Source organism: Microcoleus sp. AT9b-C3 (assembly GCF_036705485.1).
Classification (GTDB): Bacteria; Cyanobacteriota; Cyanobacteriia; order Cyanobacteriales; family Microcoleaceae; genus Microcoleus.
Genome location: NZ_JAUBUR010000001.1, coordinates 52830 through 78285, shown reverse-complemented (window position 1 = coordinate 78285; position 25456 = coordinate 52830). Strand labels below are relative to the sequence as shown.

The 25456-nt window shown below is 45.7% G+C and carries 22 protein-coding genes, 1 tRNA gene and 1 pseudogene; 11 read left to right on the top strand and 13 right to left on the bottom strand.

Annotated features, from left to right (window positions below):
* Window positions 1–67 precede the first annotated feature (67 nt).
* From QUB77_RS00310 to QUB77_RS00285, 6 genes are all read right to left on the bottom strand, one after another.
* The gene (locus tag QUB77_RS00310) at window positions 68–5176 is read right to left on the bottom strand and encodes a PAS domain S-box protein (RefSeq protein WP_333169419.1); all 5109 of its coding nucleotides are present in this window, start codon (window positions 5174–5176) and stop codon (window positions 68–70) included.
* A 203-nt stretch (window positions 5177–5379) separates the two neighbouring features.
* Complete coding sequence (locus tag QUB77_RS00305) at window positions 5380–5781, bottom strand: fasciclin domain-containing protein (protein ID WP_006634220.1); 402 nt, start codon at window positions 5779–5781, stop codon at window positions 5380–5382.
* 348 nt (window positions 5782–6129) lie between these two features.
* A complete protein-coding gene (locus QUB77_RS00300; protein ID WP_333169418.1) occupies window positions 6130–6519 on the bottom strand; it encodes a hypothetical protein in 390 nt (129 codons plus the stop codon).
* 1 nt (window position 6520) lies between these two features.
* Window positions 6521–6883, bottom strand: a complete 363-nt coding sequence (locus QUB77_RS00295; RefSeq protein WP_333169415.1) for a hypothetical protein — start codon at window positions 6881–6883, stop codon at window positions 6521–6523.
* A 269-nt stretch (window positions 6884–7152) separates the two neighbouring features.
* Window positions 7153–7596, bottom strand: a complete 444-nt coding sequence (locus QUB77_RS00290) for an Hsp20/alpha crystallin family protein (RefSeq protein ID WP_333169412.1) — start codon at window positions 7594–7596, stop codon at window positions 7153–7155.
* Window positions 7597–7861: 265 nt separating this feature from the next.
* The gene (locus QUB77_RS00285; protein ID WP_333169409.1) at window positions 7862–8149 is read right to left on the bottom strand and encodes a hypothetical protein; all 288 of its coding nucleotides are present in this window, start codon (window positions 8147–8149) and stop codon (window positions 7862–7864) included.
* A gap of 185 nt (window positions 8150–8334) precedes the next feature.
* Between QUB77_RS00285 and QUB77_RS00280 the strand changes: the two genes are divergently transcribed.
* From QUB77_RS00280 to plsY, 4 genes are all read left to right on the top strand, one after another.
* Window positions 8335–9129 carry an MlaE family lipid ABC transporter permease subunit gene (locus tag QUB77_RS00280; RefSeq protein ID WP_333169406.1) on the top strand — a complete coding sequence of 265 codons (795 nt, stop codon included), beginning with the start codon at window positions 8335–8337 and terminating at the stop codon, window positions 9127–9129.
* A gap of 63 nt (window positions 9130–9192) precedes the next feature.
* Window positions 9193–9585 carry a DUF3119 family protein gene (locus tag QUB77_RS00275; RefSeq protein WP_333169403.1) on the top strand — a complete coding sequence of 131 codons (393 nt, stop codon included), beginning with the start codon at window positions 9193–9195 and terminating at the stop codon, window positions 9583–9585.
* A gap of 59 nt (window positions 9586–9644) precedes the next feature.
* Entirely contained in the window at window positions 9645–10976 is a 1332-nt protein-coding gene (locus tag QUB77_RS00270) for a DUF3086 domain-containing protein (RefSeq protein WP_333169400.1), read from the top strand.
* Between the two features lie 216 nt (window positions 10977–11192).
* Window positions 11193–11873: a glycerol-3-phosphate 1-O-acyltransferase PlsY gene (plsY, locus tag QUB77_RS00265; protein ID WP_333169397.1), complete on the top strand. Its 681-nt coding sequence runs from the start codon at window positions 11193–11195 to the stop codon at window positions 11871–11873.
* 95 nt (window positions 11874–11968) lie between these two features.
* Here the strand turns inward: plsY and QUB77_RS00260 are convergent, their stop codons facing one another.
* A complete protein-coding gene (locus QUB77_RS00260; protein ID WP_333169394.1) occupies window positions 11969–12757 on the bottom strand; it encodes a calcium-binding protein in 789 nt (262 codons plus the stop codon).
* A 658-nt stretch (window positions 12758–13415) separates the two neighbouring features.
* Between QUB77_RS00260 and QUB77_RS00255 the strand changes: the two are divergent.
* A pseudogene (locus QUB77_RS00255) lies at window positions 13416–14121 on the top strand (IS1 family transposase).
* Between the two features lie 131 nt (window positions 14122–14252).
* On the opposite strand, the gene QUB77_RS00250 reads toward QUB77_RS00255, so the two are convergent.
* Window positions 14253–14326 (bottom strand) — tRNA-Arg (locus QUB77_RS00250).
* Between the two features lie 78 nt (window positions 14327–14404).
* Here QUB77_RS00250 and moaC point away from each other — a divergent pair.
* The 3 genes from moaC (at window position 14405) to QUB77_RS00235 (ending at window position 15639) form a co-directional block, all read left to right on the top strand.
* Window positions 14405–14926, top strand: a complete 522-nt coding sequence (gene moaC, locus QUB77_RS00245; protein ID WP_333169391.1) for a cyclic pyranopterin monophosphate synthase MoaC — start codon at window positions 14405–14407, stop codon at window positions 14924–14926.
* Between the two features lie 88 nt (window positions 14927–15014).
* Window positions 15015–15272: a 2TM domain-containing protein gene (locus tag QUB77_RS00240; RefSeq protein WP_006633890.1), complete on the top strand. Its 258-nt coding sequence runs from the start codon at window positions 15015–15017 to the stop codon at window positions 15270–15272.
* 64 nt (window positions 15273–15336) lie between these two features.
* A complete protein-coding gene (locus QUB77_RS00235) occupies window positions 15337–15639 on the top strand; it encodes a DUF3181 family protein (protein WP_333057367.1) in 303 nt (100 codons plus the stop codon).
* 69 nt (window positions 15640–15708) lie between these two features.
* Here QUB77_RS00235 and murJ read toward each other — a convergent pair whose 3' ends face one another.
* The gene (murJ, locus tag QUB77_RS00230) at window positions 15709–17322 is read right to left on the bottom strand and encodes a murein biosynthesis integral membrane protein MurJ (RefSeq protein ID WP_333169389.1); all 1614 of its coding nucleotides are present in this window, start codon (window positions 17320–17322) and stop codon (window positions 15709–15711) included.
* A 407-nt stretch (window positions 17323–17729) separates the two neighbouring features.
* On the opposite strand from murJ, the gene sfsA reads away from it, so the two are divergent.
* Window positions 17730–18467 (top strand): DNA/RNA nuclease SfsA, encoded by a 738-nt coding sequence (gene sfsA / locus QUB77_RS00225; RefSeq protein ID WP_333169387.1) that lies wholly within the window; start codon window positions 17730–17732, stop codon window positions 18465–18467.
* Window position 18468: 1 nt separating this feature from the next.
* On the opposite strand, the gene QUB77_RS00220 is transcribed toward sfsA, so the two are convergent.
* From QUB77_RS00220 to QUB77_RS00210, 3 genes are all read right to left on the bottom strand, one after another.
* On the bottom strand, window positions 18469–18723 hold the full coding sequence (locus tag QUB77_RS00220; RefSeq protein WP_333169386.1) for a hypothetical protein: 255 nt from the start codon (window positions 18721–18723) through the stop codon (window positions 18469–18471).
* Between the two features lie 125 nt (window positions 18724–18848).
* The gene (locus tag QUB77_RS00215) at window positions 18849–19217 is read right to left on the bottom strand and encodes a S8 family serine peptidase (protein WP_333169944.1); all 369 of its coding nucleotides are present in this window, start codon (window positions 19215–19217) and stop codon (window positions 18849–18851) included.
* A gap of 18 nt (window positions 19218–19235) precedes the next feature.
* Window positions 19236–20354, bottom strand: coding sequence for an HlyD family efflux transporter periplasmic adaptor subunit (locus tag QUB77_RS00210; RefSeq protein ID WP_333169385.1), 1119 nt, complete (start codon window positions 20352–20354; stop codon window positions 19236–19238).
* A 306-nt stretch (window positions 20355–20660) separates the two neighbouring features.
* Here QUB77_RS00210 and QUB77_RS00205 point away from each other — a divergent pair, with 306 nt between their 5' ends.
* Entirely contained in the window at window positions 20661–22595 is a 1935-nt protein-coding gene (locus tag QUB77_RS00205) for a leucine-rich repeat domain-containing protein (protein ID WP_333169384.1), read from the top strand.
* Between the two features lie 683 nt (window positions 22596–23278).
* Here the strand turns inward: QUB77_RS00205 and QUB77_RS00200 are convergent.
* On the bottom strand, window positions 23279–23584 hold the full coding sequence (locus QUB77_RS00200; protein ID WP_333169381.1) for a hypothetical protein: 306 nt from the start codon (window positions 23582–23584) through the stop codon (window positions 23279–23281).
* A gap of 366 nt (window positions 23585–23950) precedes the next feature.
* Here QUB77_RS00200 and QUB77_RS00195 point away from each other — a divergent pair, with 366 nt between their 5' ends.
* Window positions 23951–25273, top strand: a complete 1323-nt coding sequence (locus tag QUB77_RS00195; RefSeq protein WP_333169379.1) for a 3-isopropylmalate dehydratase large subunit — start codon at window positions 23951–23953, stop codon at window positions 25271–25273.
* Window positions 25274–25456: the final 183 nt, after the last annotated feature.

The following is a 25456-nucleotide window of genomic DNA, read 5'->3' as shown; positions in this document are numbered from 1 at the left end:
TCGCGGGGGCTGCCAAGAGCTGTCCGGGATCTGGCCCGATAGCCCGGTTCAAAAGAAAATTGATTGATTACTCAGTAGCCACCAACTTCTCAACCCCCGCCAGAATTATTTCTAATTCAGCGATGATTTTTGTAGCCCCATCCAAATCATTTGATTCGGCCCGACTTTGAAGCCGATCTGCCATATCGGGCATTAACCGCACCGCCGCCGTAGCGCTGACACCTTTAATTTGATGAGCGTGGCGCGCCACTGTCTCCATATCTCCCGAGGCGATCGCCCCCTTAGCAGCTTCTAAATAACTGCGAGTATCCACCACAAAAGCTTGCAGTATTTCCCGCTCAAACTCCAAATCAGCGCCAGAAATTTCGTGCAAACGTGCCATATCGACTACCGATTCGATATCTGGTGGCTCAGAGTTTTGAAGTTCCTCACCATTAAAATTGGGAGTTTTAATTTTTAGCTTGGCCGACCAATTTTCTAGTAGGGATTTTAACTTTTCAATCGAAATAGGTTTGCTAATATAATCGTCCATGCCCGCCGCCAGACACTTTTCCCGATCGCCCTTCAAAGCATTCGCAGTCATCGCAATCACCACCGTCTTTTGAGGTGGCTGCATCTTTCCAGCAACATCTGCAGCTTCCCGGCGGCGCAATTCCCGCGTTGCTTCGTAACCGTCCAAAACCGGCATCTGACAGTCCATCAACACAATGTCATACTTTTTCAGAGCAACCATAGATAGCGCCTCTGCACCGTTATTGGCCACATCCGCAGTGCATCCCAAAACTCTGAGTTGATTGAGACCAACTTTTTGATTGATTGGAGTATCTTCAACTAACAAAATCTTTAAACTTGCTAAGTCCCGGTTGTCAATAGCTGAGGCTCGATTGGACGTTGAATTTGCCTGCGACTCATCAATCAGCGTCATCGGGGCGATCGCATTCGCCAAGCAATCAAAGAGTCGGTGAGCTTTCACAGGTTTAGTTAAATACCCGCTAAAACCGCTATCTACCAAGCGTTTCGCCTCTGCAAGCTGAGTCATTGAAGTCAGAACCACCCAATGCGTCTGCTGCATTGCCGGCTCAGAAATCCTCAAGCGTTCGAGACTTCCCGCCACCATTTCCGGCAACTGAATATCAACCAAAACGATATCGTAAGGGGAATTAAGACTGACAGCTTTGTACAGAGATGCGATCGTCATCCAACCGTTCTCAACCTCTTCCACCTCCATTCCCCACAAAACAGCCATTCTCACTAGCACTTTTCGCACTGTCGGCTTGTCGCTAGCAATTAACATTTTTCGCCCCGCCAGCACCGTTTCAAAATTCACTTCGCACGCTGTGCCGACAGCAGTTAAATTTTCATTAACTGTCGGCACAGTAAACCAAAAAGTCGAGCCTTGGCCAGGCGTACTTTCCACACCAATTTGCCCACCCATTAACTCCACCAACTCCTTAGAAATAGCCAGCCCCAAACCTGTGCCACCGTATTTTCTTGTCGTAGAGGCATCAACTTGAGTAAAAGATTGAAACAGCTTTTTTTTGTCTTCGGGAGCAATCCCAATCCCTGTATCTGTGACTTTAAACAGCAGGAGCATAGAGTCATTGTTTTCTTCTGTTTTTAACGCTCCGGTATTTTCTAAATTTTTCTGATTGTCGCTGGCTGCCAATAACCCATAATTACTAGCATTAGCTACCTCAATTACAACTTCTCCTGCTTCTGTAAACTTAATAGCATTGTTGATCAAATTAGTGAGTATTTGCCGCAACCGCGCTGCATCACCTTTAATTTGCACCGGCACGTCGCTGTCAATCAGCGCCACCACTTCTATACCTTTTTCTTGGGCGGGAGTTGCCAACAAATCCAGCACTTCATTCATACAGATACTCAGGTTAAATTCTAGTATTTCTAAGCGCATTTCTCCGGCTTCCAGTTTGGAGAGATCCAAAATATCATTAATGATGGAGAGTAAATTTTGACCGCTGAGTTTCAGCGTCTGTACAAAGTCAAGCTGTTCGGAAGTAAGATTCGTTTTCAGCAGCAACTCAGTCATCCCCATGACTCCATTCATCGGAGTACGGATTTCGTGACTCATATTTGCTAAAAATAGCGACTTCATTCGAGACGCTTCCAGGGCTGCTTCTCGGGCCTGCTGTGCTTGTTCAAAAAGAGTAGATTGCTGAATGGCGATCGCCAATTGTACGCTCAACCTTCCCAGCAAATCCATCTCAGAATCAGTCCAAACACGCGGAGCGCTACACTGATGGGCAATCAGCAATCCCCACAACCGATTTTGACTCGTTTCCAAACTCCTTCCCTGCTGTTCAATTCGAGTTTCCGGCGAATATTCTGCTGCCAACCCCTGACTTTCATCGCCTATAAAAATTGGTACAACTAAATTAGCCCTTACCTGCAAACTAGCAAGTAAATCTCGGTGTTCCTCGCTCAAATTTGCCGTATAAATATCTGCCATTGCTTGAATTGTTTCTGCACTGTACAGCCATACATAACTTTCCCCAAAGGATGTTCTTTGAACTTTTCTGCCCAGCAGGGGCATCCAATCATCCCCTACAGATTCCACAACAACCAGCGCTGTTTCCTCGGCATCAAAACGATAAATTACCGTGCGGTCAGTTGCCAGCAACTGTCGCACTTCTTGTACAGCAGTGCTCAGAGTTTGAGTCAGGTTGAGAGACTGCCGGACTCGCTGGGCGATCGCCGAAACCAGCCGTTCCCGTTCTGCTTGTTCCCGCAGCATTCTCTCAGCTTGCTTGCGTTCGGTGACATCGCGAATTACCGCAGCAAAGCACAGCGGTTCGGTGGTTTGAGGGTGCTTGACCAGAAAAGCATTCATCACAACATCAATGGGTTGTCCGCTGCCCAAGTGCTGCATTTGACCTTCGCCTTGCCACTGGCCATGACTGATAATTGTTGGTAAAATCTCTTGACTGAATTTCTGTTGAAAATAAGGTCCAATATAATCCCATATCTCCGTATAAAGCACTGCCGAAAGATTCTCTACACCCACCAGTTTTCGTCCGGCTTCGTTGACAAACAGTGTTTTGCCTTTCAGGGTAGCCATACCGATAAAATCGCTGCTGTTTTCAATCAGCGACACAAATTTTTGCCGTTCTTCTTCTCCTTTTTTGCGTTCGGTAATGTCGCGCTTGACGCAGACATGACAAATTACATCGTCGGCGTTGTTAATCACAGAGTATGCTGCAACGTCGATCGCCAGCGTCTGGCCTTTTTTAGTGCAGTTAGTAATTTCGCCCCGAAAACTTCCTGTTTTCGCTAAACTTTGGGCAATTGCCGAAAAGCGCTCCCCCGCAACCAGCGGCGAAGCTTCTGCTTCTAATTCCGCGTCTGTGTATCCTAGAAGCGTTTGATGAGCAAGATTTTGTTCGAGGAAAAACCCGTCAGCATCGATAATGACGATCGCATCATTGGAGTTTAAAAATATTTCTCGGTAAAGCTTTAGTTTTTCCTCCGCTCGCTTGCGTTCGGTGATGTCTCTTTTGACATTTACGTAGCAAACTACATCCCCAGCATCATTTAAAACCGCAAAAGCCGAAACCTCCACCTCAACTGTTCCTGCTTGCATAGCCTTAATACAGGTCATTTCGCCTCGGTAACTCCCTGTTTCTGCCAAGCTTTGCAGCACAGACATAAATGCCTGTTCACCCATGTGAGTGGCAGGCGTTTTTCCCCACAATTTTGACGCGCTGTGACCCAACAAAGCCGTGTGAGCTTGATTTGTTTCTAAGTAATAGCCTTCGGGGTCTAAGATCGCGATCGCATCGTTGGATTTCAAAAAGATTTGTTGATAAAGTTGCAGCTTCCGTTCAGCTTGTTTCCGCGCGCTAATATCCGTGAACAAGCCGTAGTAAACTATCTCCCCCGATGCTTGGAATTCTGGCTGAGAAGCTCCTTGCACCCATTTAAGTTTTCCTGACGGAGTGACAATTCTTCCTTCCCACCGCCAAGGCTGCAAATTTTCTGCAGAAAGCATCACTGAGTTGAGGAAATCATCTCGATCTTCGGGATGAATCATGTCAACAATTACATTAAAATCCTGCTGAGCAGCCTCTGGTTCTATTTCATACAATTCTCGGCAGCCCGCGCTCACAAACGAGAAGGCCATCGAGCCGTCTGGATGCAAGTCAATTTGATATACCGTACCGGGTACGCTAGCAGTAATTTTTTGCAGTTTGGCTTGGCTTTGATTTCTGGCTTCATCTGTGGCCTGCAATTGACCAATCTCTCTAGAAAAACCCAAAACCCCAAATATATTACCCTCTGCATCGTACAGTGGCACTTTTTGCGTATCAAAGACGTGCTGTTTGCCACTTTCAAAGACGATCGCCTGGTAGGGATTGCGAACCCTCTCCCCAGCCAGCACAGCTCGATCTGCCTCGCGGATGCCCCTAATTGAGTTGTTGCGATCGCCAAATACTAATTCGGCTGAAAACCCTAGTTCAATGTCATCTTTGCCGATAATTTCCTCAACATTTTTCCCCAAATATTCAGCAAAACTTTGATTTACAAAAATGTATCTAAAGTTTCTATCTTTCACAAAAACTCTGTCCGGGGCCTCGTCCATTACAGCCCGCAACAATAGTTCTTGACTTTCCGAATCCAGAGCAAAAATATTTGGGAATTTATCCTTGACACTGGTTGTTTTAGATGCTAATATATTTAACTGTTTGGCGCCAATTTGAGCGACAGTGTGGAGCAAACAAAGGTGTTCCAAATTAAAAGCAGTTGCCTGCTCTGCACCTATGAAAAATACTGCCAACAATTCTTCACTTTCATCCAGGTTGGCTGGTGCCATCAAGATTGACTGAAACTGAGCAATTGGTGGCGGAGTGATGTTGTGCGCCCAGTCCCGATGGCCAGCTAGCCATTCAGCGCGAGCAGTTTGCAAGCGCCCTTCTATTTCGGCTTTGGTGCTACCACTTAACGGCTGTAAGTGTTCCAGGTATATTTGATCGTCTGGTAGCGTCAAAATGGCGATCGCCTCTGTGGGAATCAGGCGATCGAGATGTGCCAGACACGCAGACCAAATTTCCTCAACACTGAGAGCGGCTTGAACTTTTGCAGTAAGTTCGTTGAGAACTTGCAGTTCCAAGGTACGCTGGCGGACTTGTGCTTTGAGGCTGGCGGCTAGGATTTGCATAGTGCTCACCAAACTGGTTTGCTTATATTATAATTATTGATTTTTAAACTTTTTCAAACAATCATCTTAAAATACATCCGCCGAAAAGACAACTTTTTTATATTGAAATTACCTTAAACCGATAAAAAACAAGGGCGCGATCGGGAGCAAAGCGGCACCGCAAAGCACCTGCTTGGCTCCCGCAGCGAGATTAAACCGCGAAATTATCCCATTAAAATCACGTTATCTATGACGTGGATGACGCCATTGTCTGCTTCGATATCCGCAGCGACAACTGTAGCATTTTTCACCTCAAAACCGTCAGAACAATCAATTTTAATCGGCGAACCTTCCAAGGAAGTAACAAAACCGAGTTTTGCCAAATCAGCTTTCATAAACTTGCCGGAGACGACATGAAACATCAAAATCCTAGTCAGTTGGGGAACGTTCTGCACTAGGGTTGTGATAGTTCCCGGCGGCAATTTCGCAAAAGCATCGTCCGTGGGTGCAAAGACAGTAAAAGGGCCCGGACTTTTGAGCGCGTCTACTAAATTAGCTACTTGCACGGCTGTTACGAGGGTTTGGAACGAACCCGCACCTACGGCAATATCAACAATATCAGGCATTGTGTTTTACCTCATCTGGGAAAAAAGTTCTATTAAGTATCGTAAACTGAGGCGGGCAACAATACCTACTGTCTTTTTTGAAAAATTGGTAATTATTTTGTAGTCAGGACTTCAATCCTCACATTTTTGATGAGGACTTCACTCCTCACTACAAACCTAATAATATAGGACTTACGCATGGGGGCCCAGAAACCGGGTTTATTACGAAAATACTTCGTTAAAACCCGTAGATTAGGTAAAAAACCCAGTTTCGAGGAGCCGGAGTGTGTCCAGGACTATAATAGTTATTTTACCAGATATAATATTACTAACCGCTTGGCAATTTAACCGCGCCGTGCTTTTAAATTGCTACAATACTGCTGGCGATTGTGATACCAAATCCTCTGTTTCTAAATCTGCTACTTCAGCATTTAGCTTTTCTCCCTTGTGAATGCTAAAACTGCCGTACAAAATTGAAATTTCAAAAATATCCGTATGAATTAAAGCTGGTTTCCGGTGGGCGTCTTCACCCAAATGAAAACCAATCAAATCAGCTAATGGTTCTTTTACTTCTTCTTCATCATGCACCTCCCACATAATTTCTCGGCAGTCTTGAAAAACTAAAGAGTAAGGCAATCGATCGCGTGTAGGATCGTAGATACATTCCAGTAATACTTCATTCCCCCACAAAGACACATGGACATTTTTCACGAGGGATGTAAGTCCACCTAAATTAAGCAAGTTGTAGTCATCAGGCATATTAATTACTCACTTTTTCTCCAGTAATGTGCGTATCAGGAATCTGATTGCCCAATTCATCGCGTGTTTGGAGTACCCTACCATCTTTGCCAAGACGCAAACCCCAGTTTATTCTTCTACCATCGGAGCCATATCGCGGTGCTGGCAGCCGAACAACTTCACTATTAGTGCGGATTATGACTTTTGACCTGTCAGAAAATTTGTATTCAACATAATTTCCTGAAGATTTTTTTACCTTAGCACCCAATCCGCGCAAAAAATCATCGACTTCTTGGCGAGTCATTCCGGTTAAGTCTCCAAACTCAGATGCAATTCCATTTCCTCCAACTCCCTGACTCGGCACGCAAGTCTCCTCACCAACCATTGCCTCTTCGAGTTTAGCACAGTTGCAGAATCGGAAAAAGGAAGTTCGGCAACGGATTCGCTTTCTGAAGAGGTAACGGATGTAACGGATAAATGGATGGAAGAAGGATAAAGGATAAAGGAAGAATCATTCCTAAAATTCGCAATGGCCAATGCTTTTCGGCCCAATTTTCAATTCCCAATGACCAATTATCAATTCCCAAAACAAATAGGGGGTGCTTTGCGCCCCCCTACTCATTAACTAAAACTAACTAAAGTAGGAAACAATTATTAGCCACCGATTTGCACTTTCACCACGCGGTTCTTTTCTGCTTCCGCTTTGGGCAAATTCAGGTGCAAAACTCCATTTTTGTACTCAGCTTCTACGCTGTCATTTTGAACCCGTGCGGGTAGGGGAATCACCCGTCGGAACGAACCGTAGCGGAACTCAGAGCGAGTCATGCCTTTATCTTCAGTCTTAGTTTCCTGACGGCGTTCGCCGCTGATAGCAACAGCTTCTGCGGTTACTTGTACGTCCAAATCCTTAGCTTCCATGCCCGGAACTTCTAACTTAAGGTGGATGGCGTCGGGAGTTTCATCGAGTTCGGCGGGGGGTAGAAAAGCTACACCGTTAGATGCGCGATCAGTTGCCGGTGACAAGCTATCAAACAACCGATTCATTTCTCGTTGCAAGGAGTCCATTTCCCGCAAAGGTTCCCAACGAATAAGTGCCATAACTAATACCTCGACTATCTGAAGTTTTGATGGTTGAGAAACACTTCACTCAACCTGTATTTAATATATTTCAGCTCCAGAAACGGGGGGATTCGGTTTTCCGCAAAAAGGCCGATCGCATTTCCGAACATTCGCGATCGGTACTTATAAATCATTGCAAGTGCGGGTATCCGATCGCACCGCAGCCAAACACACTTAGATTTGAGATTGCATCTAGAAGTTCCAACCTAAAATCTAAAATTTAAGATATCCAATTTCAGATCGGTTAACCCCACCGCGAATGCTGATAAGAAGCGTAGGTATCAAACAAAGCACCCACCAAACTAAAAGTTAGGCCGATCACCAAAAAACCCTGGAGGGGACAGCCGCTGCCGAAAGTAGCTAAGAACTGCAAAATCAGGTCTTCTCCAGAACGACCAACTCCTTGGAGAGCAGGCACGAAGCCAATCAGCAAAAAGCTAGTCAATCCCGCGCCGATTAACAATAAGGGGGCGACAAAGCTCAACAGGCTGGTCAGCAGTACAGAGCGAAGAAAATTGGGAAAAATGCTCATAAGAGTCAGTAAATTCAGCTAAACTGCCGAAAGGTACAAGCAAACAAAACTTGTCCTTTTCTACGATAGGCAGCGATCGCCCTCCGTGGCCGGTTCTGTGAGAAATCTTAAATGTTATAGAAAAAACTTGTTTAAGATTTGTAGATAGATTTCATTTTTGGCAGTTGTTCTACACTCGAAATCCCTTGAGCACAACTACATCTTCGAGCCTCAGTTTGTGGAGTCAGCGGTTGCTGGCAGCAATTTTATTGGGCGGCCAAGTCATGCTGCACTTGCTGAAGGGCAAAATTCACCGTCGCAACACCATCGACCAAATGGCAGCAGTCGGCCCGGAATCTCTGCTGATTGCTTTGCTGACTGCGGGTTTTGTCGGCATGGTATTTACTATTCAGGTAGCGAGGGAGTTTATTAACCTCGGTGCCGGCAATGTCGTCGGTGGCGTTTTAGCTTTGTCTTTGACTCGCGAACTCGGCCCCGTCTTAACAGCCGTAATCGTGACGGGACGGGTAGGTTCGGCTTTTGCAGCGGAAATCGGCACGATGCAGGTAACAGAACAGATAGATGCCCTGCTGATGCTCAGAACAGACCCGATCGACTATTTAGTAATTCCCCGCGTCCTGGCTTGCTGCTTGATGCTGCCAATTTTAACGATCATGTGTCTCGTCACCGGCATCATGGGCGGACTGCTGATTGCTACCACGATGTACGGCATCTCTCAAAGCGTGTTTTTAGAATCAGTCCGCAATTTCCTGAGTCTGTGGGATATTTGCAGCGCGGCAATTAAGGCTTTTGTATTCGGTGGCTTGATTGCTGTAATCGGCACTAGCTGGGGTTTGACCACCACCGGCGGGGCAAAAGGCGTCGGTCAATCGACTACTACGGCGGTGGTGACGGCTTTACTGGCTATTTTTATTGTGAACTTTTTCCTGACTTGGCTGATGTTTCAGGGGACGGGCTCTAGCGTACTCAAAGGCTTGTAAGCTAGGAAACGGATAAAATATGAATAATCGGCAACATTCGTTTACTACCCTTGATTTAAACCCGTGAATACCACTGCCTCTTCGACTGCGCCGACAAATACGATCGAGCTCGCTCCGAGTTATGCGATTCCCCTAGTGCTGGTACTGGCGGCCGTACCGCTGCTGTTCGTGCAGAAGTGGGTGAGTTTGCCGCTTTCTGTGTTCGGCTTGTTTCTGATGTACCAAGCCGCCACCATCCGGCTACAATTTACCCCAAGCGATTTGGACATTTATCGATCGTCCAACTTAATCCGCCGCTTTCCTTACCGAGAATGGCAAAATTGGCGGATATTTTGGCCCGCTGTGCCGATTTTGTTCTATTTCAAAGAAATTAACAGCATTCACTTTCTGCCGGTTCTGTTCGATCGTAAAATGCTACAGACCTGCTTAGAACAGCGCTGTCCCCGTCAAGACTAAAAAAGTTGTTAATTTTTAATTTTTAACTTTTCCGTGCCCTACGCCGAACCAAATTTCCCATGAATTCAGACGAATCTCCAACCCAAGAACCGCAATCACAACCAGCCGCCCCAAGCGGTGACGGCGAAGTCGATTTACCCGTGAATGAGACGGAGTACCAACTTCTATCTCCAACACGAGATTTGTGGCTCGACGAAAATGAACTGCCAGCCCAACTCCCCCCAGAAACAGACCCGCCGTTGGGCGAGGAAGATGCCGAAATCGCCCAATTCGTAGACGAAGCAGGCGCAATCGCCCAAAGTGGGCCCAACACCGACGATGCCGAATCAGAAAGTCCGATCGCTCAAATCGAGCCTCCAACAGACTCCCAGCCAACAGCAACCCCAGAAACGGTAACGCCCATCCCAGAAAATGTTACCGAACAGTTGGCCCAGAGAGTCAAAGAATTGCAGCAGCAAGAACAAAATTTGACTGAAAAAATTGCCGCTTTGGAAGCCGACAAAGCCAATGCTATAGAAGCGTTGGGCTCCGCTCAAGCCTCGATCGGGCGTTTGGTACAAGACGGCTTGATTCAATTAGATCAGCGCAAACAAGCGCTACAAATCGAAGTAGAAAAACTCGAACGCCGGCGCGATCGAATTCAAAAGGAAATGCGAACCACTTTTGCCGGCGTTTCCCAAGATTTAGCAATTCGAGTCCAAGGTTTCAAAGACTATCTAGTAGGCAGTTTGCAGGATTTGGCCGCTACCGCCGAACTCTTAGATTTGACACCGCCGGTGCAAGAGGCATCACAGCGAACTGCTGCTGAGGAGTCTCAATCCTCAGCACCGGTAAATCCCAAATTTGCCGAACAGGGATTTCAAGAACAAGCCAAACAAATTCGCCGCACCCTCGATCAATATCGCACTGTCCCCGACTACTACGGCCCGCCTTGGCAACTTCGCCGCACTTTTGAACCCATCCACGCCGAACGAGTTTCTAACTGGTTTTTCACCCAAGGAGGAAGGGGTGCTTTGCGGACTATGGGTTCGCGCTTGCAAAATATCTTGATTACTTCGACTATTATTTCTGTACTCAGAAGCGTCTACGGTGGACGGGTGCGGACTCTGGTGCTCGCCAACAGTCCCGAACGTTTGGGAGAGTGGCGCCGGGGTTTGCAGGACTGTTTGGGCATTACTCGCAGCGATTTTGGCCCGGAACGGGGGATTATTATGTTTGAGTCTGCGGAAGCTTTGGCTCAAAAAGCCGATCGACTGGTGAAAGATGGCAAATTGCCGCTAATTGTCATTGATGAAACTGAGGATTTAATTAGTTTGTCAATCCTGCAATTTCCGCTATGGCTGGCATTTGCTGCCGATCCGCAAACTTTGACGACTGCTAAGGATTTTTGAGCAAGTCCGGGCGAATATAATTCGCTGCTATACAAACTTTCGTCCGCCTGCGCGGACTGAAGAAACTCAGAGGGAAATTAACCGGAATTGATATTAATTGATGATTGGTAATTTGCAGTAGTAAGGTGCGCACTGCGCACCCTACAAATAGTGTTTCAGCGTCCAAGTTTGAAACAGTGACAAATTTGAAAAGTACACAAAAATTCAAATCAAAAAATGACTAGCTGGATAATTTTAAATGGCGCATTGCTAATAGCAGCTTATCTGCTGGGTTCGATTCCTACTGGGTACGCCTTGGGGAAATGGATGCTAGGAATTGATATTCGAGAGGTTGGTTCGGGTTCGACTGGTGCGACTAACGTACTGAGGACTTTGGGCAAGTGGCCGGGGTTGGGGGTGTTGCTGGTTGATGTGTTGAAGGGAGTAAGTGCGATCGTCCTCATCCGCTACATTTACTCTCTCAGTTTTACCAACCAGCTAGCAACCGCGGCAGGTTTAGAAAATACTGCAACTGTCATCCCTTGGATGGCAACTTTGGCGGGCTTATCTGCTGTTTTGGGCCACAGCAAATCTATTTGGCTGGGGTTTACCGGCGGTAAATCTGTGGCGACGAGTTTGGGAGTTTTGCTGGGTTTGTATTGGCCAGTTGGTTTGGGGACTCTCGGAATTTTCGGGATAGTATTTGCGGTATCGCGAATTGTTTCTTTAAGCTCGATTATCGGGGCAATTAGCGTTGCTGGATTGATGTTTGCTTTACATCAGCCACTAGCTTATGTATTGTTTGGAATTGCGGGCGGCGTATTTGTAATTGTGCGGCACCGGAGCAATATTCAGCGTCTGCTGAACGGTACGGAACCGAGGATAGGGGAGAAATTGGAAACAGCAGCTAGCGATTGAGCGTTAGTATTGTTGTACCGCTGGTTGCAGATTACCATTTCTCTGTCTCATCTTCGATTTAAGCTTTTGCAGGAGGCTTGGCCACATTCTACAGCTTAGAATCCCTGAGCAGAGATAATACTCCCTTGAATGTCAGCCACACTTACATTTGTCACAAAGCCTACTATCTCGCCGGAATTCCTAACTTTAATTAGAGTACCTTGACTCTGTATCGGTTGAGTATCGAATGCACCGGGCGGGACAAATTGTTTGATAGTTTCTGGTGCATCAAATCCATATAAGACTGTCACATTTGTCACGTATTGCAAGTCTACATCGCTAGCAGTCAAACCGCCTGCCAATCCAATTCGATCGAAAGCGGGTCTGAAACCTGCAATATAATCGGCATTATTGACATCTGTAACTCCGGGTTCTGCTTGGAGGACGTACAAGTTGCTGCCCCCGATTTTGATTGAAGTATTATTATCATCCGCACTTAGTAAAATGTCGCGACCCAAACCTCCTACCAGAGTGTCATTTCCGTTACCGCTGAGTAAAAAATCATTGCCTCTACCGCCCAAGAGAATATCGTTTCCCGCACCACCCATCAGAAAATCTGCATCTTGACCGCCGCTGAGAGAGTCATTTCCCTGATCTCCAGACAGGAAGTCTTTACTTTTTCCTCCGAATAAAGAATCGTTGCCCAACTCCCCGCTGATAAGATCTTCCCCTTCATTGCCAAATATCAAATCATTAGCTGTTGAGCCGGTGACTAGATCGTCACCTCCGAGCATCCAAACTCCCAAAGGAAAATTAGTTGCATCTGCGATCGACAAAGTAACAAATTCGGATGTATTGTCGCCAATTAATTGCCGCTGTTCTGACGGAGCGGGTTTTAAAGCCATAAAAAAATCTACTCGTAAAATCTCAGATGCCAAGATTATTAAATAAGCAGCTCTCAAAGTCAATTCATATAGTCATAACTTTGAGTTCATAAAAGTCATAACTTTGAGTTCATAAAAGTCATATTTGTGGTACTATCGACACCAACGAGTGCAGCGAGTCGAGGGGATAGAACAATTTATGTGTCTGAATCCAGGGGATATTCTGCGCGATCGCTAGCAAATTATCGGTCAATTAGGTGACGGAGGATTTGCAACAACCTATACGGCTAACCACGCTTTGGGCAGCCCCCAAAATCCCCTGTGCGTCGTCAAGGAAATTGGGCTGCCTCAATCGTCGTTTAGATGTTTGGGTAGTATAGCAATCCTAAATCATTATCAAAACTATGATGCAATTATATGCCTTACTTGATTGTGAAAATAAAAAAATGAATAACTTACAAGTGCCACAAAAAGATAGCAAAAAACAAATAGCTTATGAGAGAATCTTTCATTAAAAGCGATATCGATGCCAGAGAACTAAAACGAGCAATAGCTGTCAGGATGGCTCTCAGGTGAGAGCTACCAGGAAATTAGCAAGATTTTAGGTGAAACTATTTTTTTTATTGTTATTGGAAAAAACGGCATTGCTGAGTTAGAGTATGGATAGGAGGAATAATTTATGCAATGCCCAGAATGTATCAACCCATATCCGTAAAAACGCCAAGAAGAAAGGACAAGAGAATCCCATTAGTGTCCAATGTGGTCGTCAATTCATCAATCATTATGAACCCCATCGAGGTTATAGCGAGAGCATCAAACGTGATTGCCTAAAAATGTACGTCAATGGTATGGGTTTACGGGCGATATAACGAGTTAATGGAGTTCATCATACCACCGTAATAAATGGGGTAAAACAAGTCGGAAAACTGTTACCCGATGTTTATGACCCTGAACTCATTCCAGAAGTTGGTGAACTCGATGAATTACAAAGTTATGTAAAAAAAAACACAGACAATATCTGGTTGTGGACAGCGGATGACCACTTGCAACCAGGAATTTTAGGAGGGGTATTAGGGTATCGTGCGTGCTAAGACATTTGAACCATTATGGGACAAAGTAAGCGCAGGGAAATGCTACTTTTATGTAACTGATGGATAATCTGTATGTCCCATGTTTATTCCTGATGGGGCTCAGATTATCAGCAAGACTTATATGACACTCCTTAGAAGGGGAAAATACAAGACTAAGACATTAGGTAAGCCACACTACATCGCAAGACTCTTTGTTATTCTAAATGTGAGAAAATGCTCAAGCATTCTATTAAGTTATTAATACATTACTTGAAATTTCACGATATTCCAATTCCTGGGGCATTCATGGCTTGATTCAGCAACGCCGATATTTATGCTTTGAATCAGTAAACGTACCAAATTAAAAAAGTTATGAGCTTTGAATGCTGAGTTGGATTAATTTCTTAATTCAAAACTCAAAACTCAAAATTCATAACTTTTAGTAGTGGGCTTGGAGGGATTCGAACCCCCGACCTCATGGTTCGTAGCCATGCACTCTATCCAACTAAGCTACAAGCCCCTGTTGAGTTCAGATTTAATCTAAAATTGATTAAGTTCTTTTCTCACAGAATCTAACAGTAACACCATTACCAAAATAATGCAAGACCTTTCGCAAAGTTTTTCTAAATTGCCCGATCGCGCACAGCTAACTCACCTCGACAACAGCGGGGAAGCCCAAATGGTGGACGTTTCAGCGAAGGTGCCGACTGTGCGGCAAGCTGTGGCTGCTGGCCGGGTGCGGATGTTGCCGGAGACGTTTGCGGCGATTGAAGCGGGGAATGCGCCGAAAGGTGATGTGTTGGGTACTGCAAGGCTGGCTGGAATTATGGCGGCGAAACAGACTGCACATTTGATTCCTCTGTGTCACCCTCTGCCGCTGAGTAGCGTGGAGGTGCAGGTGATGCCGGATGCTGAGTTGCCGGGGTATCAAATTCGGGCAACGGTGAAAATTAAGGCGGAAACAGGGGTGGAAATGGAGGCGCTGACGGCGGTTTCGGTGGCGGCGCTGACTTTGTACGATATGGCGAAAGGATTGGAAAAGTCGATCGCCATTGAATCAATTCGACTCGTGAGTAAAAGTGGGGGCAAGTCGGGAGACTATGAAAATGTAGAGGCATAAGTTTCCTGCCGAAAGAGGGATGCAGCATTCACAAAGCTGCACTTATGATTAAAATAGGCACAGAACTACTAATATCAAGTAAAAAACTATGCCTCCTCGTTGGCCTCGCAAACCCGATCGCAACGATCCAGAGTACCGTCGGTTAGATGACCGGATGAATTTTGCTATCCACGTCGGTCTTTTTTCTGCTACCAATTCAGGTTTGTGGTTTGTTCACAATTTGCAAAAGGCTGATTGGCCTTGGGCAATTTCGGTAACGGGTGGCTGGGCTCTAGTAGTTTTGGCCCACGCGATTTACCATTTTGCGATCGCCGATTATTCACCCCTCACCAAAGATTCTGGCTGAAGGCAGTTGGCGGCGATTTGTTAAGTCTTTTGATTGATAACAAATAACTTTCGGCTTTTTTGATATGGCTAATACTACACAGGCGATCGAATCCTTAGCAGCCGAAATCGGCGAAAATGTCTACATTGACATTGCCAAGTGGCATTTGTATCTCAATGATGCCCACCTGCATACCGTTGTTGCCCAACAACTTTATTCAATGCTGGAGGATGGCGATTTAGATGCTGACAAAGTTGGACAAGTTTTGCAAGGAATTCCAGTCAAGTTGGGCGGCGGCAAGCGGGAAGTGCCACTGGCAGATTTAATTCCGATGCAGTGTCAAGTTCAATTGATGGATGTTCTTGAGGAATTTCAGCGGAAAATGTAAAGGGCGGGTTTTGCAAGCAGATTGTGGGCGTTGTGTCTGGTATTTGGCCCTTGACCCGCCCCCACAATTTTATTTGCGAAAACGGCCGCGAATGCGATCGACAAACATATCAACTTCCGGCAACTTCATCTGACTGACAAACAGGGCAAAAACTCCTAACCCTACAAAACTTGCCACACTCAACTGCACTAATTGAATTACCAAACCTTCAGTACCCAAAACCCTTTGACAGGCTTGCAGAGTAGCCAAGGTAACGAAAGCAGTTAGGCAACTGCCAGAAGTTAACCCCAGAAAAGGTAAACTCCACTGCCCCCAAGGCAGGCCACCCAGCTTTTTATCTAATAAGTACAAAAGCATAATCATCGAAGTAAGATTCACTCCCACAGTCGCCAAAACTAATCCGGGCGCGCCAAAAGCTCCTACCAACAAATAATCCAAAAGAGCGTTTAAAAAGATATTGATAATACTGATGCGAAAAGGCGTTTCCCCGTCTCCCAAAGCGTAAAATACCCGTACCACAACGTCGCGTCCCAAGTACACAAACATTCCAATACTATAAGCCATCAATATCGGCGTAACAAACTGCGAAGCTGACCGATCGAAAGCATAGCGTTCGTAAACAACGCGGACGATCGGCCCGGCAAGTGTTACCATTAAACCGCTCAGAGGCAGCATCGTAAGGGCAGTCAAAATTAAAGATTGACGAATTCGATCTTTTAATTCCGGCCAGTCTCTGGGATCGGTGAGGCGAGAAAATATGGGTAGAAATGGCACTAAAATTACATTAGAAATGATACCTAAAGGCGTCATAACTAACAAGCCGCTGTAACCCAACGCAGAGGCAGCTTGAGGAATGTAGGATGCGAAAAATAGGTCAGTATAAACATTAATTTGCAGCATTCCTGATGATAAGGTAGCAGGAACCATCACCTTAACTACTTCTTGCACTCCCGGCCGTTTAAAATTAAACCGCAAGCGCAATGTTCCCAAGCCGGCGCGCCACTGCGCCACCAGTTGCACCAACCACTGCAAAACTGCACCCGCTAAAGTTCCCCAAGCTAACACTAAGCCGCCAATTAGTGCGTATTCCGGCTTAATAATTTTGTCTCCGAGTTGCAGTGCGAGAATACCCAAACCGCCGACAAGTGCAACGCTGGAAAATAAAGGGCTAATTGATGGCAACCAGTACATATCGGCGGCATTGAGAGTGCCGAAACCAATGCCGATTAAGCCTGAAAGTAATGCCATCGGCGCCATAATCCGAAATTGCTGGACGGCAATTGCTTTGATTTCTAAACCTTCTGGTGTTCTATTTAATCCCGGTGCCACCAAATCGATCGCCGGATCTGCAAAAATAATTAAAGCGATCGTCACCAACAGCAATATGCCCCCGACTAAAGTAGTGATAGTCTCGACTAAGGGTGCTGCTTCTTTTTTGTCGCGGCGGGATAAAACACTGACGATGGCGCTGTGAAATGGCCCGTTAATCCCTCCCAGCAAAATAAATAAGAAACCAGGGATGACGTAGGCGTAGTTGTAGGCATCGACGGCGACACCGACTCCAAAGGCTGCGGCGATCGCAATTTGGCGCACCATGCCAAAGACTTTGCTAATTAGAGTGGCGACTGCGACAATGCCGGCAATCCCTGCGAGGGAACGAGAGGGCTTCTGTAATTGGGACACAAATGGTTACAAACGCTAATGCTAAAAGGATTCACTTATTTTAATCGCGAACCGGGAGAATCATATCACGAACTCATAAAACTTCTAGGGGGAATTGCGCTGATACCAATTTTATCGATATTACTGACTTGCGGAAATTCAATAATCGATCGGGACTATTCGTCCTAACTACAAACCGCCGTTTCGTGCTATGATGCGTCAATCTAAAATCTACAATCTAAAATCTACAATCTAAAAATGATGAAATAAATGAGTTAATAAAAGCAGATAAATAACATCTAGTTGATAACTTATGAGCGATTGTGTTAGCTCCCAGACTTCTTTCAAAAGTGCGGAGCCAGGTATGCGGTTATAGGTAAAATCTACAATCGAGAATCTAAAATCTAAAATCTAAAATCTAAAATCGAATGACTGGCTTAATTTACAAATATCCTCCTCTTTTACCCGGAATTCTTATCAAACGTTACAAGCGATTTTTTGCCGAAATTGAACTAGATTCGGGAGAAATAATCACCGCGCACTGTCCGAATACTGGCCCGATGACTGGTGTTTACATTCCGGGCAATCCAGTGCTAGTATCTCCCAGCGACAATCCTAAACGCAAGTTAGCTTATACTTGGGAATTAATTAAAGTTTGCGACACTGTGCCAACTTGGGTGGGAGTTAATACTGGGCTGCCAAATCGAGTAGTTAAATTAGCTTTGGAAGTGAAATTGTTTCCAGAGTTGGGCAATTACAGTTTAATTCAACCGGAGGTTGTTTACGGCACTGATAAAAAAAGTAGAGTTGATTTTTGGCTGACTGGTGAGGAAAAACCGATTTTTCTGGAAGTGAAAAATACAACGTGGGTAAAAGAGGAGTTGGCTTTATTTCCCGATACAGTGACGGAGAGGGGACAGAAGCATTTGAGAGAATTGATAGAAGTGGTGCGGCAGGGTTCGAGGGCTGTAATGCTGTATTTTATTAATCGTGGGGATTGTACAGATTTTGCTCCGGGGGATAGTGCCGATCGCATTTACGGAGAATTGTTCAGACAGGCGATCAGTGAAGGTGTCGAAGTTTTGCCTTGTCGGTTTGATGTGACACCAGAAGGCATTCGCTATTTGGGGTTAGCAAAACTGGATCTACTAACCCTAAATGATTAGTTTAAATGGCTTGCATTTCTCGATCGATCTCGACACTAGCGACACCCGGTACTCTCTTTAGTCCTTCTAGCTTCGACTGAGAAACTTCTCCAGTAATGAGGCCAGTAACAGCTAGCACCTGCTCAACTTTCATTCCCGCCGATTCTAAGGCAGTTACAACCGATTGAATTACCGATATGTTTTGGTCGTCAACAGCCACTATGAGGCGCTGTACTTGTTCGTCAGACATATTCAGCCTCCTTTGGGCTAAATCCATTGAGCTATTGTCCCTACTGTATTGTTCAATGAGAGTGAATTGTGTTTGTAGAAGGAGGTTTTCGATCGCAGAAAACCTCCTTCTACCGACAGGAACTGCTGCCCATCGAGCTAGCGATCAGGTGATTACGGAGCTTGTAACAAGCCACTTCCAACTCGATCGTTTGGTAATGGTAGCGCCATAGCACGGGAAGTTAGCAACTGCCAAAGTTGAGAACCTCGTTTACCAGTCCATTGGGCATAGAGGGCAGCGAGCCCAGCTACGTGAGGGGTAGCCATGCTGCTGCCATTGAAAGCAGCATAACGCCCTTTATTCACAGGCACTGATGAGTATACTTCCACTCTTGGAGCGGCGATATTAACTTTAGCCCCTAGAGATAAGCCAGAGGTAGCCGAGAACGCAGCCACTTGGAGGCATTTATCGACGGCTGCAACAGCCATAATCGACGGGCTATTCGCTGGTTGTCCGACTTTTCCGGTTGGCCCGTTGTTAATGGGTGATGATAAAGTCGGTTAAACATCGGCGAGCATCCTGGCTTTTCTGAGAATAAATGTAAGGACGGTTTCTTGTCTAGAAATAATGTCGGCTGTAACTTCCATTCCTGCTAGAATATGATACTGACAGCACTGTGGATCGGCAGATTGGGTAATAGCCCGATCGCGCTTGACTAAATAAGTTTTTTGGGGCATAACAGTGACTTCATAGTAAGGCGGACTGTTATTTTCACCAGCAATAGCATCGGGTGCGATCGCACTAACTTTCGCTTCTAGTACGCCGTAGTCGGGATAGGGATAGGCAGAAATCCGCAGGATAGATGTTTGACCGATCGCAATTTTACCAATATCAGGAGCGGCGACGCGAGCTTTGACGACAATCGCAGCATTAGCGGGAGCAATTTGAGCAATTGCCGCACCGAGTTGTGCAGTTTGTCCGGGATTTCGCAGATTCAGTTTGAGAATGGTGCCGTCTACGGGAGAACGAACGACATTTTTTGCAAGTTCGGTATCAATTTGTTTGAGCTCTTGACGATCGCGATTGATTTGATTTTCGATGTCAGCGCGACTCTGAATAGAAACTAATCGTTCTTTTTTCAACGCTCCCAAAGCTGCTTCACCCTTGGCTTTTTCTTGAGCAATTCGCTGTTGGGCGATCGCAATCGGTGCGGCACTGGGATTCAAGGCAGCTTCAACAACTTTTAATTTAGCAGCAGCAAATTCAACTGCTTGTTGCTGCCTGTCAACGGTTTTTCTTTGGCTTTCAACTGCTTTTTTTTGCGCTTCTACGGCCGCTTTTTGCCCTGCCACGGCTTGTTCTTGCTGCTGGGCGGCAAGTTTCGTCTCCTCCACTAAATCCAGCGAAATAGCGCCTGTTTTTTGGATTGACTGATAGCGATCGCGCTTAGAAACGGCTGCTTTTAAATTTGCCTCGGCAGCCTTTAAATTTGCTGTGGCTGTTTGCAAGGAAGCCTGTTCTTTTTGCAATTCCGGCAGCGATTTTTCCCATTCCGACTGGGCTAATTGTAAATTAGCTTTGGCCGCTTCAACTTCAGCCAGGGAGGTAATGTGCCGTTCTCCATAGTCCCGCTGGCTGCGGCTTAAATCGGCTTGGGCAGAGGCAACTGCGCCTTCCATTGCCTGAGTTTCTGCAAAAGCGCGATCGTCTAAAGCGCTAATTTGGGCAGCAATTTGACGCAGTTGCAGTTGGTTTTGCTGGATATTTCCTTGCAGTTGGCTTTGTTTGGTTAAAAGTTGAGACAGTTAAATTGGTACGGCAAGGTCAGGATATACTCATTACTAAAACATATTTATTGCCAGATTAATTTTTGGGAAACAGCATTACTGTGTTCTCTTGGTGCTCTATCCTGACTCCTTCCGTTTTTTCCAATAGGCTAAATTTAATTGTTACAATAAAATAAATGGTGCCGAGAGATAAAGGACATGACACTAGAGGAAGCAGCGCGACTAATTGGCCAAGCAGCCGAGGAAAAATTGACCCAATTGGATTTGTCGGAGCTGGGGTTGAAGAAATTGCCACCGGAGATTGGCAAGTGTACGCAACTTGAGATATTGATATTGGAATCGCACTACGATAGAGAGAAAGGAGAATGGCTTCCTAATAAGTTAACTGAGTTTCCTGATGTTGTTCTTCAATTAACTAACTTAAAAATACTTAACCTCAGTGGGAATGAGATTAGAGCTATCCCAGAAGCAATCGGGCAACTGTCGACTCTGACACAACTTTCTCTCGGTAACAATAAAATTACCTCCATCCCAGAAGCAATCGGGCAACTGTCAAATTTGACATGGCTTGACCTTCGTAACAATAAGATTACCTATATTCCAGAGGCAATCGAGCAACTGTCCAATCTGACACACCTTAAATTCTCTAAGAATCAGATTACCTATATTCCAGAGGCAATTGGGCAACTGTCCAATCTGACACACCTTAAATTCTCTGGGAATCAGATTACTTGTATCCCAGAGGCAATCGGGCAACTGTCGAATTTGATAGTGCTTGACTTTTATGACAATCAGATTACTTGTATGCCAGAGGCAATCGGGCAACTGTCGAATTTGATAGTGCTTAACTTTGATGACAATCAGATTACTTGTATGCCAGAGGCAATCGGGCAATTGTCGAATTTGATGGTGCTTAAACTCAGTAACAATAAGATTACCTTAATCCCAGAGGCAATCGGGCAATTGTCGAATTTGATACAACTTAACCTTGGTGACAATGAAGTTACCTCTATCCCAGAGGTATTTGGGCAACTGTTGAATTTGAGAATGCTTGACCTCGTTGCCAATAAGATTACCTCTGGGATGCAGGTAATTGGACAACTGTCGAATTTAGTAATGCTTGACCTCAGTTATACGGAGATTACCTTGATCCCAGAGGCAATCGGGCAATTGTCGAATCTGAAAGGGCTTAACCTTGAGTACAATCAGATTACCCAAATTCCAGAGGCAATCGGGCAACTGTCGAAACTGAAAAAGCTTAAGCTCGCTGACAATCAGATTACCCAAATCCCAGAGGCAATTGGGCAACTGTCAAATCTGACATCGCTTCGCCTCCATTCCAATCAGATTACCTCGATCCCAGAGGCAATTGGGCAACTGTCGAATCTGACAGAGCTTTACCTCATGCGCAATCAAATTACCTCAATCCCAGAGGCGCTTGGGCAACTGTCGAATCTGACAGTGCTTTTCCTCTGGGGCAATCAAATTACCTCGATCCCAGAGGCAATCGGGCAACTGTCAAATCTGACATCGCTTAGCCTCGATTCCAATCAGATTACCTCGATCCCAGAGGCAATTGGGCAACTGTCGAATCTGACACAGCTTTTGCTCAGTAAGAATCAGATTACCTCGATTCCAGATGTAGTAGGGCAACTGTCGAATCTGGCAGAGCTTAGACTCAATATCAATCACATTAGCTCCATCCCAAATGCGATTCGTGGCATGGAAAAGCTGCACACACTCGATTTACGGGAAAATCCGCTCCCAATTCCTCCCGAAATTCTCCAAGGCAAAAGTTCCTACGAACCAGGCGATTTGCTTACCATTCTCGACTTCTACTTCCAAAACCGCGCTCGGCTTGAAGAGACTGCAGAGGCATTAAATACTCCTCCAAAACCGCGGGTTAGAGATAAGGCGATTAAGGCTACTGAGTATGTTTCACCCCAAAACTCTCAGCTAAAAAAAGACATTGCTGCTCTGTACGCAATAAACGCACGGCTGGCAAAAGCAGCAGAACCTGATGGTTCTACCTCGACTAAAGTAGCAAGAGCTGCTTTAAAAGCTCAAACTTCTGTGATAGCTGCTATTAAGGCTTTAGAGAAGATGGATGATATAGTGGCCAGCGATTCTTAGACAAGGACTAGACAACCCAAAAAAATATCTAGTTACCACGGTATAAATTTTATACCTAATATTGCGATGCTCTCAGTTATCGTGCTTTTAGCCCTACCCCAACTCTCTAGCCTGTGTATCACAAGCTAGATTGTTGGGGCTGATTTAGTTGCCAAGATGCTTGATGCACCATTGTCTGAAAATGACACCCCACTTCTAAAAGCTAGAGAGTCAAACAAAAATCAGAAAATTCTGTATCCTGATGGAGTTGTGGGGATTGTAGTGCCGAGATGGGGAAATATGACATCCTGACCTTGCACATATTCCTGGCTAGAACTTTCGTAAAGCTATCCGCTATCACGAAACGAGATTCTTGGGCGAAACAAATGAAATTGACCCGGCTCACGCTCATGCCCATTAAAAGGAATTAGTGAGCCCCCATCAAAATAAATTTCAGTCCCAAATGAAGCCCCACCGCTTACTGCTGCTTGAAAGGTTTCGTCAAGTTCGCTCCACAATTCCTTTTATTTATTTTTGCCTAAATAAATTTCGGCTAGCTTTTGAGTAATCGTCAGCGGGCCTGGGTTTCCCAGTGCGGGCTGCGAACCTGGTCTTAAACCTGTAAACAAAATGAAATCACCGCTGGCAAAGTTGGTGGGAATACCCGGTGACGGTAAGGTTTGAAACAGTAAAGGAGGTGTCAGTCATGGGGCTGCTGCGGGGGGAATGCTGACATTAATTCCGAGTCCTTGTTCAGATGTGACTGAGAAGGAATTGGGCCATACTTTGAACGGCGGCTGGACTAGCCCTACAATCGACCAATCAACGCGATCTGTACCTCCCAAGGCGGCGCGATCGCTCACGAATGTCAGATTAGCAGCTTCAACTGGCGGTGCTAATAGAATTAGCAGAGTGCCGATCGCAGTTGCCGCAGCGGATATTTTAAGAGATCGGGTTTTTGGGGCGACCGCTGCGAATTCCGAAGTGCGATCGCTTTGTAATAGCTGCAATTCTAAGTGTTGAAATTGGTCACAAATAAGAATAACTTCTCCCTTCAATTTTTAGATAAAATATTACAAAAAATTTGTCATACCACAACTGAATGTTTAAATTAGGTTCCGTCCAATATAGTTTATATCCTGATAATTAACGAGGATTATTTAACAAGACATAACATTAAGCATACTTTGGTAAGGTGGGGATTTTCCGCCCTACAATTGGTATTCGATGCAATGGAAAACTGCTATCAAACTGGACGGTTCCCTAAAGTTGGAAGTACATCCGAGACATTTTCCTGCCTCAGTATCCTCGGTAACAGGGAATGTTTCGCTTACAATTACACTATGTAGCATCTAACAAAAAAGAGCGATCGCACTATGGGAATGACTCTGACCGAAAAAATATTAGCCAAAGCATCAGGCCGCACTAAAGTCGAGCCCGGAGAAAATATCTGGGTAGAAACAGATGTGTTGATGACCCACGATGTCTGCGGGCCCGGCACCATTGGCGTTTTCAAACGCGAATTCGGTGAAAATGCTAAAGTCTGGAACCCAGACAAAATCGTCCTCATTCCCGACCACTACATTTTCACCAACGACGAACGCGCTAACCGCAACGTCGATATTCTCCGCGATTTTGCCAAAGAACAGGGGATAAAATACTTTTACGACATCACGGATCGATCGGACTTCAAAGCAAATCCCGACTACAAAGGAGTTTGCCACATCGCGCTAGCACAAGAAGGCCACACCCGGCCGGGCGAAGTGCTCTTCGGCACCGATTCCCACACCTGCAATGCCGGCGCTTTCGGACAATTTGCCACCGGTATAGGCAATACAGACGCGGCTTTTATCATGGGAACCGGCAAACTTTTAATCAAAGTTCCGGCAACCATGCGCTTTGTGTTCAACGGTGAACTGCCGGATTATTTGTTAGCAAAAGACCTGATTTTGCAGATTATTGGTGATATTAGCGTGGCCGGTGCTAACTACCGGACAATGGAATTTGCGGGCGATACAGTTGAGCGTTTGACGATGGAAGAACGGATGACGCTGTGCAATATGGTGATTGAAGCTGGCGGTAAAAACGGTACGGTTGCGCCCGACAAAACTACGTTTGATTACGTTACTTCTCGGACTGACAAACCCTTCGATTCATTTTACAGCGATGGGGATGCTAAATTTTATAGCGATCGCACCTACGATGTCAGCAAATTAGAACCAGTCGTCGCCAAACCGCACTCTCCCGACAACCGCGACTTAGCCCGCAACTGCCGCGATGTAAAGATCGATCGAGTTTACATCGGTTCCTGCACCGGCGGCAAAACCTCCGACTTTTTGAATGCAGCCCGCATTCTGAAAGGAAATCAAGTCAAAGTTCCGACATATTTAGTACCGGCAACTCAGAAAGTTTACGAAGATTTGTTTGTTACTAAATACGACGGTCAAACGCTTTCGGAAATCTTCTTAGCAGCAGGCTGCATCGAACCCGCAGCGCCTTCTTGCGCCGCTTGTTTGGGCGGCCCGAAAGATACTTTTGGGCGGATGAACGAACCAGAAATTTGCGTGTCTACAACTAACCGCAATTTCCCGGGCCGGATGGGGAATAAAGAAGCGCAAGTTTATCTCGCTTCGCCTTATACGGCGGCGGCTTCTGCGCTGACTGGGTATGTCACCGATCCGCGCGAATTCCTGTGTTAGAAAGTAGCCCCTGGAAGGTGCGCAATGCGCACCCTACGAGATGAATGTAGGAGGCCCCTGGAAGGTGCGCAATGCGCACCCTACGAGATGAATGTAGGAGGCCCCTGGAAGGTGCGCAATGCGCACCCTACGAGATGAATGTAGGAGGCCCCTGGAAGGTGCGCAATGCGCACCCTACGAGAT

What these genes read in the sequence shown, in the direction of transcription:
- QUB77_RS00300 (WP_333169418.1), bottom strand. Translation starts at nt 6,519, where the DNA reads ATGCCTGATGACTACAACTTGCTTAATTTAGGTGGACTTACATCCCTC.
- QUB77_RS00220 (WP_333169386.1), bottom strand. Translation starts at nt 18,723, where the DNA reads ATGGATTTAGCCCAAAGGAGGCTGAATATGTCTGACGAACAAGTACAG.
- moaC (WP_333169391.1), top strand. Translation starts at nt 14,405, where the DNA reads ATGCAAGACCTTTCGCAAAGTTTTTCTAAATTGCCCGATCGCGCACAG.
- QUB77_RS00235 (WP_333057367.1), top strand. Translation starts at nt 15,337, where the DNA reads ATGGCTAATACTACACAGGCGATCGAATCCTTAGCAGCCGAAATCGGC.
- QUB77_RS00295 (WP_333169415.1), bottom strand. Translation starts at nt 6,883, where the DNA reads ATGGTTGGTGAGGAGACTTGCGTGCCGAGTCAGGGAGTTGGAGGAAAT.
- QUB77_RS00285 (WP_333169409.1), bottom strand. Translation starts at nt 8,149, where the DNA reads ATGAGCATTTTTCCCAATTTTCTTCGCTCTGTACTGCTGACCAGCCTG.
- sfsA (WP_333169387.1), top strand. Translation starts at nt 17,730, where the DNA reads ATGACTGGCTTAATTTACAAATATCCTCCTCTTTTACCCGGAATTCTT.
- QUB77_RS00195 (WP_333169379.1), top strand. Translation starts at nt 23,951, where the DNA reads ATGGGAATGACTCTGACCGAAAAAATATTAGCCAAAGCATCAGGCCGC.
- QUB77_RS00305 (WP_006634220.1), bottom strand. Translation starts at nt 5,781, where the DNA reads ATGCCTGATATTGTTGATATTGCCGTAGGTGCGGGTTCGTTCCAAACC.
- QUB77_RS00205 (WP_333169384.1), top strand. Translation starts at nt 20,661, where the DNA reads ATGACACTAGAGGAAGCAGCGCGACTAATTGGCCAAGCAGCCGAGGAA.
- QUB77_RS00240 (WP_006633890.1), top strand. Translation starts at nt 15,015, where the DNA reads ATGCCTCCTCGTTGGCCTCGCAAACCCGATCGCAACGATCCAGAGTAC.
- plsY (WP_333169397.1), top strand. Translation starts at nt 11,193, where the DNA reads ATGACTAGCTGGATAATTTTAAATGGCGCATTGCTAATAGCAGCTTAT.
- QUB77_RS00260 (WP_333169394.1), bottom strand. Translation starts at nt 12,757, where the DNA reads ATGGCTTTAAAACCCGCTCCGTCAGAACAGCGGCAATTAATTGGCGAC.
- QUB77_RS00210 (WP_333169385.1), bottom strand. Translation starts at nt 20,354, where the DNA reads ATGGAAGGCGCAGTTGCCTCTGCCCAAGCCGATTTAAGCCGCAGCCAG.
- QUB77_RS00310 (WP_333169419.1), bottom strand. Translation starts at nt 5,176, where the DNA reads ATGCAAATCCTAGCCGCCAGCCTCAAAGCACAAGTCCGCCAGCGTACC.
- QUB77_RS00290 (WP_333169412.1), bottom strand. Translation starts at nt 7,596, where the DNA reads ATGGCACTTATTCGTTGGGAACCTTTGCGGGAAATGGACTCCTTGCAA.
- QUB77_RS00270 (WP_333169400.1), top strand. Translation starts at nt 9,645, where the DNA reads ATGAATTCAGACGAATCTCCAACCCAAGAACCGCAATCACAACCAGCC.